The organism is Hydrogenophaga sp. NH-16 (assembly GCF_004006415.1).
Taxonomy (GTDB): domain Bacteria; phylum Pseudomonadota; class Gammaproteobacteria; order Burkholderiales; family Burkholderiaceae_C; genus Hydrogenophaga; species Hydrogenophaga pseudoflava.
In genome coordinates, this window is record NZ_CP029344.1 from 4,688,924 (window position 1) to 4,710,000 (window position 21,077).

Annotated in this window: 16 protein-coding genes, 2 rRNA genes and 2 pseudogenes (1 of these 20 cut by a window edge); 10 read left to right on the forward strand and 10 right to left on the reverse strand. The window is 62.2% G+C overall.

All coding sequences use genetic code 11. From position 1 onward, the window contains the following. Positions 1–48 precede the first annotated feature (48 nt). The 7 genes and pseudogenes from DD542_RS22640 to DD542_RS22670 all read left to right on the forward strand — a co-directional run. Positions 49–1,242, forward strand: a complete 1,194-nt coding sequence (locus DD542_RS22640) for a hybrid sensor histidine kinase/response regulator (RefSeq protein ID WP_127807162.1) — start codon at positions 49–51, stop codon at positions 1,240–1,242. Positions 1,243–1,772: 530 nt separating this feature from the next. Then, positions 1,773–2,168 (forward strand): transposase, encoded by a 396-nt coding sequence (locus tag DD542_RS24060; protein WP_241559627.1) that lies wholly within the window; start codon positions 1,773–1,775, stop codon positions 2,166–2,168. Next, positions 2,165–2,512, forward strand: a complete 348-nt coding sequence (gene tnpB / locus DD542_RS22650; protein ID WP_054258153.1) for an IS66 family insertion sequence element accessory protein TnpB — start codon at positions 2,165–2,167, stop codon at positions 2,510–2,512. Before DD542_RS24060 ends, tnpB begins: the two co-directional genes overlap by 4 nt. 61 nt (positions 2,513–2,573) lie before the next feature. Continuing rightward, positions 2,574–4,145, forward strand: a complete 1,572-nt coding sequence (locus DD542_RS22655; protein WP_127807163.1) for an IS66 family transposase — start codon at positions 2,574–2,576, stop codon at positions 4,143–4,145. Next, the gene (locus tag DD542_RS22660; RefSeq protein WP_127807164.1) at positions 4,142–4,663 is read left to right on the forward strand and encodes a hypothetical protein; all 522 of its coding nucleotides are present in this window, start codon (positions 4,142–4,144) and stop codon (positions 4,661–4,663) included. Before DD542_RS22655 ends, DD542_RS22660 begins: the two co-directional genes overlap by 4 nt. A gap of 53 nt (positions 4,664–4,716) precedes the next feature. Continuing rightward, positions 4,717–6,192, forward strand: coding sequence for an IS66 family transposase (locus DD542_RS22665; protein WP_241559828.1), 1,476 nt, complete (start codon positions 4,717–4,719; stop codon positions 6,190–6,192). 119 nt (positions 6,193–6,311) lie between these two features. Beyond that, a pseudogene (locus tag DD542_RS22670) lies at positions 6,312–6,530 on the forward strand (ATP-binding protein); the annotation flags it as partial. A 41-nt stretch (positions 6,531–6,571) separates the two neighbouring features. Here DD542_RS22670 and DD542_RS22675 read toward each other — a convergent pair. Then, entirely contained in the window at positions 6,572–7,366 is a 795-nt protein-coding gene (locus DD542_RS22675; protein ID WP_127807165.1) for a hypothetical protein, read from the reverse strand. Positions 7,367–7,827: 461 nt separating this feature from the next. Between DD542_RS22675 and DD542_RS22680 the strand changes: the two genes are divergently transcribed. Together DD542_RS22680 and DD542_RS22685 are read left to right on the forward strand one after the other, a co-directional pair. Beyond that, positions 7,828–8,757, forward strand: coding sequence for a hypothetical protein (locus DD542_RS22680; RefSeq protein WP_241559628.1), 930 nt, complete (start codon positions 7,828–7,830; stop codon positions 8,755–8,757). Continuing rightward, complete coding sequence (locus DD542_RS22685; protein ID WP_127807166.1) at positions 8,754–9,608, forward strand: nucleotidyl transferase AbiEii/AbiGii toxin family protein; 855 nt, start codon at positions 8,754–8,756, stop codon at positions 9,606–9,608. The genes DD542_RS22680 and DD542_RS22685 overlap by 4 nt, the downstream gene beginning before the upstream one ends. Before the next feature lie 135 nt (positions 9,609–9,743). Here the strand turns inward: DD542_RS22685 and DD542_RS22690 are convergent, their stop codons facing one another. After that, positions 9,744–11,195: a site-specific integrase gene (locus tag DD542_RS22690; protein WP_127807167.1), complete on the reverse strand. Its 1,452-nt coding sequence runs from the start codon at positions 11,193–11,195 to the stop codon at positions 9,744–9,746. A 260-nt stretch (positions 11,196–11,455) separates the two neighbouring features. Next, a complete protein-coding gene (locus DD542_RS22695) occupies positions 11,456–12,010 on the reverse strand; it encodes an NUDIX hydrolase (protein ID WP_066151467.1) in 555 nt (184 codons plus the stop codon). 210 nt (positions 12,011–12,220) lie between these two features. On the opposite strand from DD542_RS22695, the gene DD542_RS22700 reads away from it, so the two are divergent. Continuing rightward, positions 12,221–13,162: a LysR family transcriptional regulator gene (locus tag DD542_RS22700; protein ID WP_127807168.1), complete on the forward strand. Its 942-nt coding sequence runs from the start codon at positions 12,221–12,223 to the stop codon at positions 13,160–13,162. 4 nt (positions 13,163–13,166) lie between these two features. Here DD542_RS22700 and scpA read toward each other — a convergent pair whose 3' ends face one another. The 7 genes and pseudogenes from scpA to DD542_RS22735 all read right to left on the reverse strand — a co-directional run. Continuing rightward, positions 13,167–15,302 (reverse strand): methylmalonyl-CoA mutase, encoded by a 2,136-nt coding sequence (scpA, locus tag DD542_RS22705; RefSeq protein WP_127807169.1) that lies wholly within the window; start codon positions 15,300–15,302, stop codon positions 13,167–13,169. Positions 15,303–15,549: 247 nt separating this feature from the next. Beyond that, the gene (locus DD542_RS22710; protein ID WP_127807170.1) at positions 15,550–17,556 is read right to left on the reverse strand and encodes an acetyl/propionyl/methylcrotonyl-CoA carboxylase subunit alpha; all 2,007 of its coding nucleotides are present in this window, start codon (positions 17,554–17,556) and stop codon (positions 15,550–15,552) included. Next, complete coding sequence (locus tag DD542_RS22715) at positions 17,553–17,936, reverse strand: hypothetical protein (protein WP_127807171.1); 384 nt, start codon at positions 17,934–17,936, stop codon at positions 17,553–17,555. Before DD542_RS22715 ends, DD542_RS22710 begins: the two co-directional genes overlap by 4 nt. Before the next feature lie 4 nt (positions 17,937–17,940). Continuing rightward, the gene (locus tag DD542_RS22720; protein WP_206610703.1) at positions 17,941–18,300 is read right to left on the reverse strand and encodes a hypothetical protein; all 360 of its coding nucleotides are present in this window, start codon (positions 18,298–18,300) and stop codon (positions 17,941–17,943) included. A 527-nt stretch (positions 18,301–18,827) separates the two neighbouring features. Then, a pseudogene (locus tag DD542_RS22725) lies at positions 18,828–20,174 on the reverse strand (acyl-CoA carboxylase subunit beta); the annotation flags it as partial. A 12-nt stretch (positions 20,175–20,186) separates the two neighbouring features. Next, positions 20,187–20,299: ribosomal RNA gene (gene rrf, locus DD542_RS22730) — 5S ribosomal RNA — on the reverse strand. Between the two features lie 160 nt (positions 20,300–20,459). Beyond that, positions 20,460–21,077: ribosomal RNA gene (locus DD542_RS22735) — 23S ribosomal RNA — on the reverse strand (it continues 2,259 nt past the right edge of the window).

The window sequence follows — 21,077 nt, forward strand, 5'->3', positions numbered from 1 at the left end:
AAGGGGGCGTGGAAGCCGCCTCAAAGGCCGACCTGGCAAAAGGAGTACATGAACACATCTTCTTGGGCAGCTGACATCCTGATTGTGGACGACGACATTGGCGTCTTAAGAGCGTTGGACAAGGCCGTTCGTCCACCGCACAACGTGCGCTTTGCCACGAGCGGCGCCGAGGCGCTCCGACTCATGGAAGATGATCCGCCCGACTTGGTGTTGCTCGACAACCAGATGCCTGGAATGTCGGGTTTCGAGTTGTTGGGGATGATCAAACGCGACCCAGTGCTCGCTGACGTACCTGTGATCATCGTGACTACCCAGTCTGATCCGGCCTTCGAGCTGAACGGTCTGGAGCAAGGTGCAGCGGATTTCATTGCCAAGCCGGTCCAAACCGCTATCGTGCGTGCTCGTGTGCAGACTCAGGTGAATCTCAAACGTGCGAACGACACGCTCAAGCAGATCTCGGAGGTGGATCGTCTAAATCTGGCCCAGGCCATGGTAGACCTGCGTGCAAGTCATGCTCAACTCCAACAGACCGCCGAAGCTCTCAAGCTGGCCAATGAGGGCCTACTGCAGTTTGTACGCATTTCCTCACATGATTTGCTGGAACCGCTTAACACGGTGGTTCAGTTTGCTGGTCTGATGGAGGAAGACCATGGCACGGAGTTACCGGACGGGGCGCAACGCTACTTGCGACTCATGCGAAATGCCGGCGAACGAATGCGCTCACTTCTTGATGACGTGGTCCGCTATTCCCGCCTACAGCGCGGCGAGAGTGACCCACCCAAACCGGTGCAGCTCGATCTTCTTTTGGCGAATCTGTGTGATGCTCTGGCCGCTCCACTCATCGAAACCGGCACGCAGCTGAGCATTCACCCATTGCCCACGGTCATGGGACATGCAAGCTTGCTATCGCTGCTGTTTCAAAACCTCTTGTCCAACGCGATGAAGTTCGTTCCAGAAGGCCGTGCACCGAAGATCAACGTTTCCTCACGACTCTCCAATGGGTTGGTGACCATTAGGGTTCAAGACAACGGCATCGGCATCGCTCCTCATCATATTGAGAAATTGTTTCAACCTTTCGCGCGACTGAACTTGCGCCGTGAGTTTGAAGGCTCAGGCCTTGGCTTGGCTCTTTGTCGGCAAATTGTTGAGGCTCATGGTGGAACCCTCACTGTGCAGTCTGTACTCGGTGCGGGCTCCTCTTTTGAGGTGCATCTACCGCAATATCGAGACGATCGTTCTTAGCGCGCAGCTTCCATGACCTCTGAAGTTCGCAGCCTGAGCCCGACTATCTGAGCATGGGCTAGGGTTCTCGCCAAGGGACGCTGCTGATGGGGCACCGGCATCCAACCATAGCGCTCAAAGTGGTGAATTTATCCCCTAAAGAGTGACCGGTGAAAGTGGTCGAGCGGTCGTTGGAGTTGCGCCGCAATGAAAGACCGTTTGGCGCACCCCAGAACGGCTCGGTCACCGTAAACGAATGTCAGGAACCAGCCTTGGGACTAAACCGCTCGCGCGGTAGTCTCCGAGCCGGGATGGTTGGTTGACGGCGTGGGCGCACGTGCCGATGTTGTGAGCCGAGGCAATTGGCCTCGTTCACGACAGGAGCACCATCATGAACGCACCCCATCCGACGGTTTCGCCGTTGCGCCGTATGCGTCCGGCCAACCCATCTTGAAGCGAGTGCTGTAATCGAGGATCGTCCCCACGAAGGGTAAGCGTGGCCTCAAGGCCCTTGTTGCTCGGTTGGCAGGAGCACGGCAGCATGTGTCCATATGCAAGGCAGTGGACATACCCCTGAGTGGAACGGCCCGAAGGTTGAGCGCACCCTTCGCAACGGCAAGCACATCTATTTCTCGGCGTTCAAGGCTTGGCTGGTCGAACAGGCCAGCAGACCGGGCGCATCGGTCGCGGGTCTGGCGCTGCGCAACGGCGTCAACGCCAATCTGCTGCGTCACTGGATGAAGCTGGGGCATTGGCAATCGGACACCCAGGCGCTGTTACCCGTCACGGTTCTCGCGCAGCAGCCATGTGCCGATGTGGTGGCGACCACCATTGCCCAACCGTCCACAGGCACGGTGGAGATCGAACTGTGCGGCGCCGTCATACGCCTGTGCGGTCAGGTCGATGCCGCGCAACTGAGGGCGGTGCTGACCGCGTTGCGCGCATGATCGGCTTGCCAGCGAACACGCGGGTGTGGATCGTGGCCGGACACACCGACATGCGCAAGGGTTTCGATGGTCTGGCCGCGATGGTGCAGACCGCGCTGAGCGAGAACCCATTCAGTGGCCACGTCTTCGTCTTCCGCGGCCGGCGCGGCGACATCCTCAAGGTGCTGTGGTTCGATGGCCAGGGCCTGCTGCTGCTGAGCAAGCGACTCGAACGCGGGCGTTTCGTCTGGCCCCAAGCCTCGGGCGGCGGCGTATCGCTGACACCGGCACAGCTGTCGATGCTGCTCGAAGGCATCGATTGGCGCATGCCGGCGCGCACGCACCGGCCAGAGTTGGCTGCGTAGGGTCGCCGTTGCGGGTGATTCCCGATCGCCTGCCGCGCGGGGGAGCGGCACAATCGAGGCCGTGTCCAGAGCTACCCCATCACAGCCGAGCCGCGAAGAGTTGCTGCGCATCATCGAGGCGCGCGACAGCGAGGTGGCACTGCTCAAGCTGATGGTCGAGAAGCTCAAGTTGCAACTGCTGCGTCGCGTTCGCGCCGAGTTCGGCCACTCCAGCGAACAGTGGGCGGCACAAATGCCTTTGATCGATGGCGGCGATGCCGCCATGGCCTCCCGATCCAAGCTCACATCGACACAGACACCAGCCAACGACGCGCAGATCGATCGCAGCCTGCCGGCGCATCTGCCGCGCGAGGTCCAGGAACACCTGCCACAGGTCAGCAACAGTCAGCACGACAGTGCTGGCCAGCCCTGCGGCTGCACAGCCTGCGGTGCCCGGTTGCGCAAGATCGGGCAAGACGTGTCCGAGCAGCTGGAGTACGTGCCGGCGCACTTCAAGGTGATCCGGCATGTACGGCCCAAGCTGGTCTGTGTGGCTTGCCAGACGATCTTCCAGGCCAGCGCACCGGCTCGCCCGATTGCACGTGGTGTGGCCGGCGCCGGCCTGCTGGCCCATGTGCTGGTCTCCAAGTATTGCGACCACCTGCCCTTGTACCGCCAGAGCGGCATCTACGCCCGCAGCGGTGTTGAGCTGGAGCGCTCCACGCTGGCCGGCTGGGTCGAGCAGGCCGATCAGTTGCTGGACCCGCTGGTGGCGGCGCTGGGGCGCTATACGTTGGCAGCCTCCAAGATCCACGCAGACGACACGCCGGTACCGGTGCTTGAGCCCGGACGGGGCAAGACCAAGACCGGGCGCTTGTGGGTGTACGTCAGAGACGACCGCCCGATCGGTTCGAGCGAGCCGCCTGCGGCCTGGTACCAGTACACGCCGGACCGAAAGGGCGAACACCCACAGCGGCACCTGCGGCAATACCGGGGCATCCTTCAGGCGGACGCCTATGGCGGTTGGGGCAAGCTCTACGGCTCAGGCCAGATCACCGAGGCCGCTTGCTGGGCACACGCGCGAAGGCCATGGTGGGATCTGTACCTCAGCAGCGGCCGCGACGAGACCTCCATCGCGGCGCAGGCGCTGCGGCGCATCGCCGAGCTGTATGCGATCGAGCGTGAGATCCGAGGGCAGCCACCAGAGGTGCGACGAGTCCAACGCCAGGCACGGGCGAGCCCGCTGCTGCAGGAGATGCACGCCTGGCTGAGCCACCTGCTGGGGCGGGTGTCGGCCAAATCGGAACTGGCGCAAGCCATCGGCTACAGCCTCACGCGCTGGCAGGCCCTGACGCGCTATTGCGATGACGGCCGTATCGAGATGGACAACAACGCCGCCGAGCGGGCGCTGCGTGGAGTCGCTCTGGGACGGGGCAACTACCTGTTCATGGGCTCGGACGCTGGCGGCGAGCGCGCCGCCGCGATCTACAGCCTGGTGCAGACGGCCAAGCTCAATGGCCTGGATCCCGAGGCCTACCTGCGCGAGGTGCTCAGCCGTATTGCCGAGCACCCCATCAACCGCATCGATGAGCTGTTGCCCTGGAACCTGATGCAGTCAGGGGCCAACCGGGCACAGCAGCGCCGGGCAGCATGAGCGCCCCCGGCATCGACCCGCGGGTGCTGGACGCCCTGCAGAACGCCAGCAGCCTGGAGCTGTTCCAGCTGAGCACGCTGATCGAGCGACTGCTGGCCGATCCGCGGCGCATCATTGCCGTGCGCAAGGACATGCACCTGGGGCAGACGGTGCGCTTTGTGGACTGGCGCGATGGCAGCCTGCGCCAGGGCAAGGTCGTGGCCATGCGCGAGACACAGGTCACCTTGCAGGACTTGCGGGAACGCAAGGAGTGGAAGCTGCCCTACGCCGCGATCGAACCACCGCAGCCCGATCCTGCGGCACATGTTCAAGCAGTAGCGCCTGAGCCGCCCGCTGCGCCGCGACCGACGCGCAACGACTTCCGGTGTGGGGAGAAGGTTGCCTTCGAGGACAAGTACCTGCAGACCGTGGTGGGCACCATCGTGCGCATCAACAGCCGCACCGCCACCATCGACCCCGGCGACGGCACCCATTGGCGCGTGGGCTTTGCCCTGCTGCGCCACGTCCTGGACGTTTGACTGCCTCCCGCCCTCTGCGTCAAGAGGGTGTTGAGGCGACGCTTACAGAACAACTGCGTGAAGTCAGCCAGCACCTGCTGGCCGAACTGCGCCACCAGCGTGCCCTCAACGAGAAGCTCGCCTACGAATGCGCGTTGCTCAAGCGGCTGAAGTTCGCGGCCAAGTCCGAGCGCCACAGCGCTGATCAGCGCAACCTGCTGGAAGAAGAACTCGATGGCGACCTGGCGGCCGTCGAGCACGAGATTGAGCAACTGCGGCCAGAACCAGCGGCCATCGAGAAGCAGCAACCCAGGCGCGCGCCGCTGCCGGCGAACTTGCCAAGGCGAGAGATCCGCCACGAACCCACGTCCACCACCTGCAGCACACCCGGTTGCGGCTGCCAGCTCAAACGCATCGGTGAGGACGTGGCCGAGAAGCTGGACTACGTGCCCGGCGTCTTCAGTGTCGAGCGTCACATCCGGGGCAAGTGGGCGTGTGCCCAGTGCCAGACCCTCACACAGGTACCGGTGGCCGCCCACGTCATCGACAAAGGCATCCCCACCGCCGGCCTGCTGGCCCAGGTGCTGGTGGCCAAGTACGCTGATCATCAGCCCTTGTACCGCCAGGAGAACATCTTCGCTCGCGCCGGTCTGGCCATTCCCAGATCGACCCTGGCGCAATGGGTGGGCACCTGCGGCGCGCGGCTGCAGCCGCTGGTCGATGCCCTCAAGACCGAAGTGCTCGGGCACCGGGTGCTGCACGGCGATGAAACGCCGGTGGCCATGCTCAAGCCGGGCAACGGCAAGACACACCGGGCCTACCTGTGGGCCTACGCCCCGGGGGCGTTTGAAGGCATGAAGGCAGTGGTCTATGACTTCTGCGAGTCGCGCGCCGGTGAGCATGCCAGAACTTTCCTGGGCGACTGGCGCGGCAGCCTGATCTGTGACGACTACGCCGGCTACAAGGCCAGCTTCAGCCTGGGCGTGACAGAAGCCGGTTGCCTGGCTCATGCCCGGCGCAAGTTCTTCGAGCTGCATGCGGCCAACAAGAGCCAGATCGCCGAGTTCGCCCTGCAGCAGTTCGCGCGGGTCTATGAGATCGAGCGGGAAGTCCAGAACACACCGGCACCCCAGCGGCTGCAGGTGCGCCAGCAGCACAGTCGACCGATACTGGACGCCTTGCACCAGTGGATGGTGCTGCAGCGCCAGCAGGTGGCGGGCAACTCGGCCACGGCCAAGGCGCTGGACTACAGCCTCAAGCGCTGGGCGGCACTCACACGATTCATTGATGACCCGCAACTGCCAGCAGACAACAACTGGATCGAGAACCAGATCCGACCCATTGCTATCGGGCGCTCGAACTGGTTGTTTGCCGGCAGCCTGCGCGCGGGCCAGCGGGCAGCTGCCGTCATGAGTCTGATCCAGTCAGCGCGCATGAACGGGCATGACCCGTATGCCTATCTCAAGGACGTGCTCACGCGACTGCCCACGCACAAGGCCAGCCGCATCGATGAGCTCTTGCCACACCACTGGCAACCCGGCGCCATCTGACTCTCAGCTATGATCGCCGGCCGCGGTCAACATGGGTTCACCGCGCGCTTACGTTGCGCCAGCGCATGCTCGAAGACATGCGGATGCGCAGGCTTGCACCGAAGACCCAGACTGCCTACACCTTCTCCGAATGGAGCAGCGTCTTCGGCGACGCCAAGATGACCACGGCTTTGCTCGACCGCCTCACGCACCACTGCCACATTGTGGAGACGGGCAATGAGAGCTGGCGATTCAAGCATTCCAGTGCCGCTGGCGCGGCACCATCAAAGCCACGCAGCAAAGCCCAGAAAGGAGACCGAAAAACAGCAGACCCGATAGACTTATCCACAACCGAGTAGCCAGAACATCCATCAACCCAGTGGCTCAGTATTCGACGTGATCACTGGCTCAGTTGTGATGATGAATCAACACCGCCACGTTCCTCGTCGAACAGAATGGGGCGGAGATGTCGGGCCAGGGAAAGGCCAATGCTTGCATCGTTCAGCTTCAGTGACGACTCATCCGCCGTCTGCAGCTTCCAGGCCAGCAGATGGTTGATGGCATGCCAGGCAAGCTCGGTGCGGCTTTCGTCCCCTTGCCCGGCCTTCATGGCTGCGATGTCTTTGCCCACCAGACATTCGAAGGCGTAGAGGCTCGCATAGAGCAGGAAGTCGAAGGCCGATAGGTGGGTCAATCGATCCTTTTCGGCCTGCACTGCCGCCACTCGCAGCCGATGCGCCTGATCAAAGATGTCCAGCACGCTGCACAGCTCTCTGACTGCCGGGCAGCTTTCTCCCGCCAGCGTGAGTTCCGCTCGCCGGGGTGATTCCTGGTTCAGGACCAGCCCGGAGTACCTGACCGCCCGGATCAGGACATCGGGCGCGATTCGAGCGACCGCGTTGATCAGGCCTTCGACCGCAAGCTGCTCCTGACTGAGGTACCGGGCCAGGGCCAGCACCATGGGTTCGGTGGACCAGGCACTGGTGGGGCAGTCTTTCACCGTGCGACTCAACCAGAACTGGCTGTCGCGTTCCCTTCTGGTGAGCTTGCGTTTCCCTTGTGTCGCAGGCTTCCCATCCAGATAGGCGCTTGCAGCCTGCTCGATGGCCGCTTCAAGGGGATGGCCGTGGCCCACGGCGCGTCTGGCCAGGTCGTCGTAGTAGTTGCGTTGTGTGGTGGTGTCGGACGCTTCCATGTGCCGATCATCCTAGGTCTCGGGCTGGTTTTTGAAGAGGAAGCGTTGGGCCGTGAGCGCTGGGGCGATTTTCTGGCTTGATGCGGTGAGGGCAGGGTACGTCTCTGGGCGAGGCGTTGTGAATCGATGGGCCGTCTTGTCCGGTCGACTGGATGGATGTTTTTCTTGCGACAGTTGTCCTCCTGGGTCAACTGCGGCGATTTTTCTATGCATCCTGGGCACCTCTTCCCGACCGGACTGCACTACGGGAATGTTCCGTTTTTCGTCGAAACAAACTATTCGACGAGACAACGGAACACCTGCTTAGGATTGCTGACAGCTTATATTTCCATCTGGATCGTCATAAACTGCGTCCTAAGGACGCAGTTTATGACGATCCATGAACTTCGTCAAATCGTTGACTTGACAAGTTGCGATGCCAAGATGTATCCTTTGTGTCCTTAGGACACAAAGGATACATCTTGGCGGTCGAAGTCAATCACTCAGTGTATCTGCCATCAGTGATGAAGGCCATCCAGGAAAAGCTGGGCAGCTGGGAGCGTCCGGTCGTGACCGACTACGAGCTGGCTGTGCTGATGACTTCACAGATGGCACATCTTGAAGAGCAGCCAACCCTTCGCTTCTATGAGAAGGTCGTCGAGAGCCTGGGTTCCTTTGGCCTGATCTCCCCAAGCAAGGACTTCAAGCCGGGGACGGTGTACCACCTGTTCGGGCGCGCGAAGCCGAAGGCCACGGAGGTGGCGTGTGCGGCCGACCCGTTCGCCTACATCTCTCACCTCAGCGCCATGGAGTTCCACGGGCTGACGGACCGGTTCTCCAAGATCCTGTACCTGACCACGCCACCGGACACTGAGTGGAAGGAGCTGGCGAAGGACCGGATGCTGAAAGACCTGAGTGAGCATCTGGAGCCTTTTCAGCGGGCCAGGTTGCCGCAGCTCAGGCGCCCCGTCTTTGATCGTGTCGAAGGCGTACGTGTCGAGCTCATGCGTCGCTCCAGCCGAGGGGCATTCAAGACCATCAAGTCACCCACGATCCGGGTCGCCATGGTTGGCAGGGCCTTCCTGGACATGGTGCGCGAGCCTGGCAACTGTGGCGGGATGCAGCACGTCGTGGACACGTACCGCGAACATGGCGCCAGGTACCTGGCGCTCATCGCCGATGAGGTGGAGCAGCATGGCAACGCGGTCGAAAAAGTCCGTGCGGGCTACCTGCTCGACGAGGTCTGCCGGCTTAGCCACCCGCTGGTGGATGGCTGGACGCAGAAGGCCCAGCGCGGCGGCTCCAGGCTGCTGGACCCCCTCGGGGAGTACGTCCCTCATTACTCGGAGAAGTGGAGGCTCTCGATCAACGTGGCGTCCCTGATGCCAGGTGGTACTGAGGACGCCTTGTGAACGAGATCGATATTGAAGCCTGGGTGGAGGCGGCGCCGGCCGATCAGCGCGGGTTCCGCGAAGCGGTGCACATCATCCTGGACAGCATCGGCCATTCGCAGAACCTGAAGGCCCGGATGGTGATGAAGGGAGGCCTGCTGCTGGCCATCCGCTACGACAGCACCCGATTCACTCGTGACCTGGATTTTTCGACCAGCGAGAGGTACACGGCAGAGAACGCCGATGCCTTGCTGGCCGAGTTCGAAGCAGGGCTGGTAGCGGCCGAGGACCGGCTGCCCTACGGGACGGCCTGTCGTCTGCAGTCGCGCAAGGTTCAGCCCAAAGGCGAGGATCGGACGCACCACAACCTGGCGTTGACAATCGGGTTCGCTGACAGGACCAACGCGGGTGCAATGGCCCGGCTGCAGGCGAAGAACTCACCACGCGTGGTGGAGATCGACTACAGCTTCAATGAAGCAGTGTTCGAGGTCGAACTGCTGGAGCTGGAGGGTGGAGCAACCATCCACTCGTACTCGCTGCACAACGTCCTGGCAGAAAAGATGCGCTCCCTGTTGCAACAGCCCATCCGCAAGCGCAAGCGCCGCCAGGATGTCTACGACATCTGGCTTCTGCTGGCATCGGTTGAAGGGTTTACGGCAGAGGAACAGGCCCAGATTCACCAGATGCTGGTGGACTCCTGTCGCAGCAAGGGCATTGAACCGACCGCCGCGTCCATGGACGACAAGGTGGTGGTCGAGATGGCGCGCGAAGGGTATGCCGGTCTTCAGGACGATGTGGACGGCGAGCTGCCCGACTTCGACGAGGCGATGGCGCGAGTTCACGCGCTGTATCGGTCACTGCCGTGGTCCTGACTGCAGCCGTCAGATGCCGGCGTCAGCTCTGAGCAGTGGATAACAACGGATTCGCACGATAACTTTGCCTTTGTTCTCGTGCAGATGGATGTTGTTTCACTCTTTCTCTGAGTCTCTGACCATCTGCGCAGATTCTCATGTGGGCACGACTGGCGTCGAGGTGTTGTCTTGCGCCAGGATGGCGTCAATCCGCTGCCCCAGCTTCTCCCATGCCGCCTTCTTCTCATCGGCGAACTCGTGGTGCAGGTAGTGCCGCCGCACCCGGCTGCCGGCCATCACGTGGTTCTGGCAGCGGTCGATAATGTCGGGCAGGATGCCCAGCGCCTGCATCATGGTGGCGCCGGTGCGCCGCATGTCGTGCGGTGTCCATTCGCGATGGCTGCCGCTCTTGAGCACCAGCGCGTTGTCGTTGGCACGGCGTGACAGGTCCTTGCGGACCTTGAACTGGATCTGTCGGTCGCCCACCTGCTTGGACACGGTCTTGACGTCGATGTGGGTGCCTTCCTTGTGGTTGCGGGCCGGGAAGCAGTAGGGCGATGTTCCGGTGAGGACCTTGAGCGCCCGGAACTGGCGCAGCGAGAAGTCCGAGAGGTAGACCCGGTGACCCTGCTTCTTGCCCATTGGCCCTTTGACGTTCTCGACCGGGATGGTCCAGTACCGCTCCACCAGGTCCACGTGTTCCCAGCGCGTCATCAATAGCTCGCCGATGCGGCACAGCGTGCCCAGGCAGATCCAGATCGCCAGCTGGGTCTCGCGCTTGAGCGGGCGCGGCACCTCGTACTTGTGGCCCGCCGGGGTCTCCTCGTAGTCGGCCTCCATGCGCTCGAAGATCGCCTGCAGTTCCTGCAGCTCCCTGGCCGTCAGCACGCGGTCGCGCTCGTTGACCATGTCGAAGTCCTTGGAGACGATCTTGCGGATCTCGATCAAGTCGGCCGGGTTGCCCTCAATCAGCAGGCCGCGCCAGGGCTGGCGCTTCTCGGCCCAGGCGAACAGCTGCACCAGGTCCTGGTGCACGCGCACGGACATGCGGTTCACGCCACGGGCCACCATGGTCCGCAGGACCTTGCGCAGGTCGTGCTCGGTGATGCTGCGCACGGGCTTCTCGCCCAGCACGGGCAGCACGTCCTTTTCAAATGAGCGGCGCAGTTCGGCGTTGCCGTCCTTGCGCGCCACGCCATCGGCCAGCCAGGCGTCGAACATGTCCTTGAAGGGCTTGTTCTGGCTGGCCTCCGCGGCGGCCTGCGCGATCGTCGCTTCGACCGCGGCCTGGTTCTCGATGCGCTCAGCCTTCTTCTGATCGTTGGGGTTGACGCCGGAGCGGACCAGGTCACGCGCCTCATCGCGTTGCCGGCGGATCTGTTCCATGGACATGGCCGGCCAGGTGCCACAGTAGTGCCAGGCCACTTTGCCGTTCCACTTGAAGGCGAACTTGAAGTGGATGGAGATGGTCTGGTCGCCAACAACGCGGACTTCACCGGTCAGTCCGTCGCCGTCGCTCAGCATGTCGCCGCGCCACGCCAGGGGCACGGCCTTGAGCTCCAGCGCCGTCCATTTTTTGCCTTTTCCTGACTTCGGATATCGCGTCATACGGGTCCTGGGGGGTAAACCGGGGGGTAAACCAAAAAAACGCTGTCAGTGTATTTTGTGGGACGTTTTGGGATCAAGTATTCTTTGTATCTATATGATTTAAAACAAAAAACGCCGTCCCACAACGTCCCAGTAAATCCCGCAAGATTTCACGTATATTTCGATGGGGTGCAAGGGGTAGCGAGTTCGAATCCCGCCACGCCGACCATTTATTGAAAAGCCCGCAATCGTTCGATTGCGGGCTTTTTCGTTTCTGTCGGTCAGGCAATGTCGATGGTGTGAAAACCGAAGTGCCCTTTTCGGCGGTCGGCGAAGTAGCACTCCAGGGTTTCACGGACGGTGCGGAAGGCGATCTCGTCCCAGGGGATCTGCTCTTCCGTGAACAGACGGGCCTCGATGGTTTCAACGCCTGGGTCGAAGCGATCATTCAGCAGCCGTGCACGGTAGTACATGTGGACCTGACCCACGCGCGCGACGTTCATCAGAGTGAACAGCGGCCCGAGCTCGATGCTGGCGCCGGCTTCCTCGATGGTTTCGCGCTGTGCACCTTCGGCGGTGGTTTCCCCCAGTTCCATGAAGCCGGCCGGCAACGTCCACTTGCCTCGCCGCGGTTCGATGTTGCGCAGGCACAGCAGCACCTGGGCCCCGTCCTCGCCCCAGACCGGCACGGTGCCGACCACGTTGAGCGGGTTTTCGTAGTGCACGGTGGCACACGCGGTGCAGACTGCGCGAGGCTTGGTGTCCCCGTCGTCGGGCAGGCGGTAGACCACGGGTGCGCCGCATTGGCGGCAGTGCTGGATCGGGCTGCGAAACATGGCGTTGAGTGTAGGGGCTGAACAAAAAGCAAAAAGGGCTCCCTTGCAGTCCGTGTCAAAACGGATGAGCGGGGGCACACAAGAGACGCCTTGGTGCAACCCAAGGCGTTTTTTGCTTCAGAATGATCCCGGAAAGCTACCGTTGACGCAAGCGGAGTTCCTGACTAAATGCAAACAGGCTCTGTTCATTTTTGAACAGAGGGAGGCTGTATGAGCAATTTTAATTTTACCTGGGACGACCTGCAATTCTTTCTCGCCGTGGCGCGGACGGGCCAGTTGTCGACCGCCGCCCGGCAGCTTCGTTCGAGCCATGCGACGGTGTCGCGGCGGATCGACCGGCTGGAGTTCGCGCTGAAGGTCAAGCTGTTCGAGCGCAATCCGCGCGGCTATGTGCTGACCGCCATGGGGCAGCGTTTCGTCGAGACGGCGGAGAAGATTGAGCAGGAGACCGAGCGGTTGCAGGCCGATTTGGCGGGCGGGCCGACGGCGCAGCGCGGGGTGGTGCGGCTCTCGGCGCCGGAGGGGTTTTCCAACTTCTTCTTCACGCACATGTTATCGGATTTCACCACCCGACACCCGAACGTCTCGCTCGAACTGGTGACCATCCAGCAGATCATGGCCTTGTCGCGCAAGGAGGCCGACGTCGCGGTGGTCCTCGATCCGCCGAAGGGCGGGCCCTACTTTACCGAGAAGCTCACCGACTATAACCTGAAGATCTATGCGACGCGCGATTACATCGCCAGACGCGGCGAGCCGAAGAACCGGGACGAACTGCTGGAACATGCCTTCATAGGCTATATCCAGGACATGATCTTCGCGCCTGGGCTCGACTATCTCGGCGACATCCATCCGCGAATTCGGCCGCATATCCAAAGCTCGAGCATTTTTGCCCAGCTCACGGCCACCCTCAACGGTCTCGGCCTCTGCGTGTTGCCGATCTTCATTGCCGAGCGCTATCCCGAACTGCAGGCGGTGCTGAAGGACGACGTCGACCTCTGCCGCCACTACTGGATCGCCTGCCATCATGACCTGAGGCAAGTGGCGCGGGTGCGCACGGTGATTGAGTTCCTGCGCAGCGTGGTTGGCGGCCACGCCGAAGCGTTCACCGGCCCCCCCACAGTCGGGCGTCCGGTCATCGGAGCGGCGGGCTGACGCTTCAGGCGTTGCGCAGGCGCCCCTCGATGAGGTCGAGCACGGTGCGCGCCGCCTCCATGACATTGGTGCCCGGACCGAACACGGCCGAGACGCCGTGCTGCATGAGATAGTCGTAGTCCTGGCGCGGGATAACCCCGCCGACGACGACGATCACGTCCTTGGCGCCCTTGGCCTTCAGCGCCTCGACCAGCTGCGGGGCGAGCGTCTTGTGGCCGGCGGCGAGCGATGACATGCCGACGACCTGGACCTTTTCGGTGATGGCGAGTTCGGCGGCTTCTTCCGGCGTCTGGAAGAGGGGGCCTGCGACGACGTCGAAACCGATATCGCCAAAGGCCGAGGCAATCACCTTGGCGCCGCGGTCGTGGCCGTCCTGGCCGAGCTTGGCGACCATGATGCGCGGCCGGCCGGCCTTCTTCGCATAGTCGGTCAGACGGCCGGAGAGCATCTGCATTTCCGGATCGCCCTCATAGGCCTTGCCGTAAATGTCGTGCACGACCTCCGGGGTCGCGGCATGGTCGCCGAAGACCACGCGCATGGCATCCGAGATCTCGCCGACGGTGGCCCGCGCGCGGGCGGCCTCGACGGCGGCTTCCAGCAGGTTGCCCTCGCCGCTGCGGGCATAGTCCGTGATGCGGGCGAGTGCCTTTTCGACGGCCTTGGGATCGCGCTGGCGGCGCGTCTGTTCGATACGCTTGATCTGCGAGGCGCGGACTGCGGTGTTGTCGATGTCGAGAATGTCGATCGGCGCTTCGTTTTCCAGGCGGAACTTGTTGACGCCGACGATGACTTCCTCGCCCTTGTCGACGGCGGCCTGACGACGGGTAGCGGCCTCCTCGATCAGGCGCTTCGGCAGGCCGGCATCGACCGCCTTGGTCATGCCGCCCATGGCCTCGACCTCCTCGATCAGGGCCCAGGCCTTCTCCGCCATTTCGTTGGTCAGGCTTTCGACATAGTAGGAGCCTGCGAGCGGATCGACGACCTTGGTGACGCCGGTCTCGTTCTGCAGGATGAGCTGGGTGTTGCGGGCGATGCGGGCCGAGAACTCGGTCGGCAGCGCGATTGCCTCATCGAGCGCGTTGGTGTGCAGCGACTGCGTGCCGCCAAGTGCTGCGGACAGCGCTTCATAGGCGGTGCGGATGACATTGTTGTAGGGGTCCTGTTCCTGCAGCGACACGCCCGAAGTCTGACAGTGGGTGCGCAGCATCAGGGACGACGCCTTCTTCGGCTCGAACTCCTGCATGATGCGGGTCCACAGCAGGCGGGCGGCGCGGAGCTTCGCGGCCTCCATGAAGAAGTTCATGCCGATGGCGAAGAAGAAGGACAGGCGACCGGCGAACTCGTCGACGTTGAGGCCCTTGGCAAGGGCGGCGCGCACATATTCGCGACCGTCGGCCAGTGTGAAGGCCAGTTCCTGCACCAGCGTCGCGCCGGCTTCCTGCATGTGGTAGCCGGAAATCGAGATGGAGTTGAACTTCGGCATCTCCTTGGCCGTGTACTCGATGATGTCGGCGATGATGCGCATCGAGGGGGCCGGCGGGTAGATGTAGGTGTTGCGGACCATGAACTCCTTGAGGATGTCGTTCTGGATGGTGCCGGAAAGCTTGTCGCGGGAGACGCCCTGTTCCTCGCCGGTGACGATGAAGTTGGCGAGGATCGGGATGACCGCGCCGTTCATGGTCATCGACACGGAGATGTTTTCCAGCGGAATGCCGTCGAACAGGATCTTCATGTCCTCGACACTGTCGATGGCCACGCCCGCCTTGCCGACATCGCCGACGACGCGCGGGTGGTCGCTGTCATAGCCGCGATGGGTGGCAAGGTCGAAGGCGACGGACACGCCCTGCTGGCCGGCGGCGAGCGCCTTGCGGTAGAAGGCGTTGGATTCTTCGGCCGTCGAGAAGCCGGCATATTGGCGGATCGTCCAGGGGCGGCCGGCATACATGGTGGCGCGCGGGCCTCGGACGAAGGGCGCGAAACCGGGAAGCGAACCGAGATGGTCGATGCCTTCTAGGTCGTCGGCCGTGTAAAGCGGCTTGACGTCGATGCCTTCCGGAGTGTGCCAGGTCAGCGTGTCGGCGGGACGCTTCAGCTCCTTCTCGGCCAGTGCTTCCCAGTCCTTGATGGTCTTCTCGGTCATCCGGTCTTCTCCCTGCTCCGCACAAACTGCGGACCGACGGCTAGTGTTACTGTTTGCCCCACACCCTGCCCTCTCCCCGCAGACGGGGAGAGGGTAGCGCAAGCCTTGCCGCCTCGGCCTTCTCCCAGTTTACGGGAGAAGGTGCCCGCAGGGCCGGATGAGGGGGCGAAGCATTGTGCCCGTGGCCCCCTCATCGCCTCGCATTCGCTCGACACTTCTCCCCGCGGGGGAGAAGGGGTCGGGATGGCTATTCGAATTCCATGATCAGTTCGTCGACGGCGAGGCTGTCGCTGGCCTTGACCGCGATCTTCTTGACCACGCTACGCTTCTCGGCCTTGAGAATGTTTTCCATCTTCATGGCCTCGACTGTGGCGAGCGCCTGGCCGGCTTCGACCTGATCGCCTTCCTTGACCGCGATCGAGGTGATCACGCCCGGCATCGGGCAGAGCAGCATCCTCGACGTATCCGGCGGCATCTTTTCCGGCATCAGCTTGGCAAGCTCGGCAATGCGCGGCGAGCGCACGCGGGCGGTCACGTCCATGCCGCGCCAGCGCAGGCGGATGGCCGGGCCGACGAGGTTGATCTTCACGCCGACGGCCTCGCCGTCGATGTGGAAGACCGAATGCAACTGGCCGGGCAGCCAGCCCCCGGTCACGGCGCACTTGCCGTCATCGGCGAAGGCGACCGCGATGCCGTCGACGCCGGTCGACAGCGTGACCGGGAATACATTGCCGGCCAGCGTGACGACCCAGTCCTTGCCGACCTTGCGCTGGTGGTTGCCGATCGTGCCGGAAATGGAAACGGCGCGCTCCTGGAGCGTCTGGTTGATCACGGCGGCGATGGCGGCGAGCTTGCGGGCGGCGGCTTCGTCCGGGGCGACGCCGGTGAAGCCGTCCTTGAACTCCTCGGCGATATAGGCGGTGGTGATCTTGCCGGAGCGGAAACGGTCTTGGCTCATCACGGCCGAGAGGAAGGGCAGGTTGTGGCCGATGCCCTCGACCTCGAAATTGTCGAGCGCCTTCGACATGGCGTCGATTGCGGACAGGCGATCGGGCGCCCAGGTGCAGAGCTTGGCGATCATCGGGTCGTAATACATCGAGATCTCGCCGCCGTCATAGACGCCGGTGTCGTTGCGCACGATGGTGCCGTCGTCCTGCTTGCCTTCGACCGGCGGATGATAGCGGGTGAGGCGGCCGATCGACGGCAGGAAGTTGCGGTAGGGGTCTTCGGCGTAGAGGCGGCTTTCGATCGCCCAGCCGTTGAGCTTGACGTCGTCCTGGCCGAAGGACAGCTTTTCGCCCGAGGCGACGCGGATCATCTGCTCGACGAGATCGAGGCCGGTGATGAGTTCGGTGACCGGGTGTTCGACCTGCAGGCGGGTGTTCATCTCCAGGAAGTAGAACTTGTTCTGCTTGCCATCGACGATGAATTCCACCGTGCCGGCGGAGTGGTAGCCGACGGCCTTGGCGAGCGCGACGGCCTGTTCGCCCATGGCCTTGCGGGTGGCGGCGTCGAGGAAGGGCGAGGGGGCCTCCTCGATGACCTTCTGGTTGCGGCGCTGGATCGAGCATTCGCGTTCGCCGAGATAGAGCACCGTGCCGTGCTTGTCGCCGAGCACCTGAATCTCGATATGGCGCGGCTCGGTGACGAACTTTTCGATAAAGATGCGGTCGTCGCCGAAGGAGTTCTTCGCCTCGTTGCGCGAGGACTGGAAGCCTTCCCGAGCTTCCTCGGCGTTCCAGGCGATGCGCATGCCCTTGCCGCCGCCACCGGCGGAGGCCTTGATCATGACCGGATAGCCGATCTGGTCGGAGATCTTTACGGCTTCGTCGGCATCTTCGATCAGGCCCATGTGGCCGGGGACCGTGGAGACGCCGGCTTCGGCGGCGAGCTTCTTGGAAGTGATCTTGTCGCCCATGGCCTGGATGGCGCCGACCGGCGGACCGACGAAGGTGATGCCGGCATTGGCCAGCGCATCGGCGAAGACGGCGTTTTCCGAGAGGAAGCCGTAGCCCGGATGCACGGCATCGGCGCCGGTCTGGCGGATCGCTTCGAGGATCTTCTCGATGACGATATAGGACTGGTTGGACGGCGCCGGGCCGATATGCACGGCCTCGTCGGCCATCTTCACATGCAGCGCGTCACGGTCGGCGTCGGAATAGACGGCGACGGTCTTGATGCCCATCTTCTTCGCGGTCTTGATGACGCGGCAGGCGATTTCGCCACGGTTGGCGATCAGCAGTTTCTTGATCATGGCTTACCGGCTTCCATTGTGTCGTCGAAGGCTTGCGGAAAATTCTTCCGGGCCAGCGGTTCATTGAGTTTCAGCAGGGCGAAATAGGAGGCGGGGTCGAAGGCCCGTTCCGCCGGCAGCACTTCGCGCCCGAAAAGGCGGCACAGCCGCTCGCCATCGAGATTGCCGCGCTGGAACGGCTCCGTTCCGAAATAGCGCCAGAGGGCGTGCACGAACTCGATGTCGGCGACCGCCACCGACTTGTCCATGGTGCGATGGCGCGGCCAGGCGGTGAGCGGCGTGACCTTGGGGTTGGCCCGTCGAATGGTGAACTGCCATTGCGTTCCGAGCATTCCGGCCGGAAAGCCTTGATGCTTGGGCATGAGGGGTTCCTTGGCCATGGCGTCAGACCTCGAACACGTCTTCGAAGGATTCGGGGAAATTCTTGCGGGCCACCCGTTCGTCGATCCGCAGAAGGGCCTGGTAGGAGGTCGGGTCGAACGGTGTTTCCGCCGGCACCACCTCGCGGCCGAACAGCAGGTTGAGCCGCCCGGCATCGAGATTGCCGCGCTCAAACGGTTCGTCGCCGAAGTGATGCCAGAGCGCATGCAGGAAGGCGGCGTCGACCTTCTGCTCGATCGTGTTGGGGCGGGCGAGCCGCTGCAGGGGCTTGAGCGGCGTCGCGCCCTTCTCATTGGCGCGCCGAATGGTGAAATGATGACCATGGCCGGGCAGGCCCGACGGAAAGCCGCGATGCTTGGTCATTTCGGGGGGCTTTGCCATTAGCTGTGGTCCAGTTCATTGGTGGCGGCCTTCAACTCAAAGCGGCCTTAGCGAGACATAAGTGCCTGTAGTCGTTAAAGTTCGCGAATCGTAGTTTAATCCTGCTTAGTCGATGAAGGCCGCAGGAAATGCTGAACGTGCGTTGGATTCGTCTATTCTTAAAGACGCCGTGTAGGACGTTTCACAGTCCTCGGCCGTCGGTTCCGCAAACTCCACGACATTGTCGCTCATCAAATACCCTAGACGCTTCGCATCCAAATTCAGTCGCGGAAAAGGGGGGCTGCCAAATGCTCTCCAGAGTGAGTAGAAGAATAGGAGATGAACAAAATACGCGCCTACGCGCTCATGGGTTCTCAGGCGCGTTCCGCTGAAGCCCTCGGGCTTTATGAGAAACGGCGTGCCATTGTTTTCAGTTCCGATGCTGGGATTCGTCCTGTATGGCAACGGACACCTTTCTGGAATGAACGGGTTACCGTTGTGCGTCTCGATGTGGGGCACTTTGAATATCCTTACAACGGGATCGTGTCGTGCTTCTTCCAGTGCGTGCCGACCTGCTTGTTGCGCAGCGATGCGAAGGCGCGGGCGATGCGGCGGCGCGAGGAATGCGGCATGATCACCTCGTCGACGAAACCCCGTTCGGCGGCCTTGAACGGGTTGGCGAAGTTGACCTCGTATTCCCTGGTGCGCTCGGCGATCTTTTCCGCGTCGCCGAGTTCGGAGCGGTAGAGAATTTCGGTCGCACCCTTGGCGCCCATGACGGCGATTTCGGCGGTCGGCCAGGCATAGTTGATGTCGGCGCCGATATGCTTGGAGGCCATGACGTCGTAGGCGCCGCCATAGGCCTTGCGGGTGATGAGCGTGACCATCGGCACGGTGGCCTGGCTGTAGGCGAACAAGAGCTTGGCGCCGTGCTTGATGACGCCGCCATATTCCTGGGCGGTGCCGGGCAGGAAGCCGGGCACGTCGACGAGGGTGAGGATCGGGATGTTGAAGGCATCGCAGAAGCGGACGAAACGGGCGGCCTTGCGCGAACTGTCGATGTCGAGGCAACCGGCGAGCACCATGGGCTGGTTGGCGACGACGCCGACGGTCTGGCCTTCCATGCGGATATAGCCGGTGATGATGTTCTTGGCGAAGGCTTCCTGGATCTCGAAGAAATCGCCCTCGTCGGCGAGCGCGTAGATCAGCTCCTTCATGTCGTAGGGCTTGTTTGAGCTGTCCGGGATCAGCGTGTCGAGGCGGTTCTCGATGCGGGCCGGGTCGTCGTGGAAGGGCCGCACCGGCGGCTTTTCGCGATTGTTGAGCGGCAGGAAGTCGAACAGAAGGCGGACCTGTTCCAGCGCCTCGATGTCGTTTTCATAGGCGCCGTCGGCGACCGAGGACTTTTTCGTATGGGTGCCGGCGCCGCCGAGTTCCTCGGCCGTGACGATCTCGTTGGTGACGGTCTTCACCACGTCGGGGCCAGTGACGAACATGTAGGAGCTATCGCGCACCATGAAGATGAAGTCGGTCATGGCCGGCGAATAGACCGCACCACCGGCGCAAGGCCCCATGATGACGGAAATCTGCGGGATGACGCCGGAGGCATCGACATTGCGCTTGAACACGTCGGCATAACCGGCGAGCGAGGCGACGCCTTCCTGGATGCGGGCGCCGCCACTGTCGTTGAGGCCGATCACCGGGGCGCCGTTCTTCATCGCCATGTCCATGATCTTGCAGATCTTCTGGGCATGGGTTTCCGACAGCGAGCCGCCGAGCACGGTGAAGTCCTGGGAGAAGACATAGACCTGGCGGCCGTTGATCGTGCCCCAGCCGGTGACGACGCCGTCGCCGGCGATCTTCTGTTCCTGCATGCCTTCTCAATAATAGCCTGACGATGACCTACTTTCACACGGGAACCCGCACTATCATCGGCGCAAAGTCGTTTCACTGTCCTGTTCGGGATGGGAAGGAGTGGGACCAACTCGCTATGGTCGTCAGGCATAACTTGTTGCCTGGCTGAACGGGCTGTTCAGCCAGACGAATTCATAGAGTTTCGAATCAGCTGTTTTTGATTGCTGCCAACGTCATGATATTAGTCATGAGGGCATAAGACATTTGCACGAACCGTCTTTTCAGACACGTGGTTTCGTCAAAGTTATAGGGTCAAGCCTCACGGGCAATTAGTATCGGTTAGCTTAACGCATTGCTGCGCTTCCACACCCGACCTATCAACGTCGTGGTCTTCAACGACCCTTTAGGGGGCTCAAGGCCCCGGCAGATCTAATCTTGGAACGAGTTTCCCGCTTAGATGCTTTCAGCGGTTATCTCTTCCGCACTTAGCTACCCGGCAATGCCACTGGCGTGACAACCGGTACACCAGAGGTGCGTCCACTCCGGTCCTCTCGTACTAGGAGCAGGCTTCCTCAAATCTGCAGCGCCCACGGAAGATAGGGACCAAACTGTCTCACGACGTTTTAAACCCAGCTCACGTACCTCTTTAAATGGCGAACAGCCATACCCTTGGGACCGGCTACAGCCCCAGGATGAGATGAGCCGACATCGAGGTGCCAAACACCGCCGTCGATATGAACTCTTGGGCGGTATCAGCCTGTTATCCCCAGAGTACCTTTTATCCGTTGAGCGATGGCCCTTCCATACAGAACCACCGGATCACTATGTCCTGCTTTCGCATCTGCTCGACTTGTCAGTCTCGCAGTTAAGCACGCTTATGCCATTGCACTATTAGCACGATGTCCGACCGTACCTAGCGTACCTTC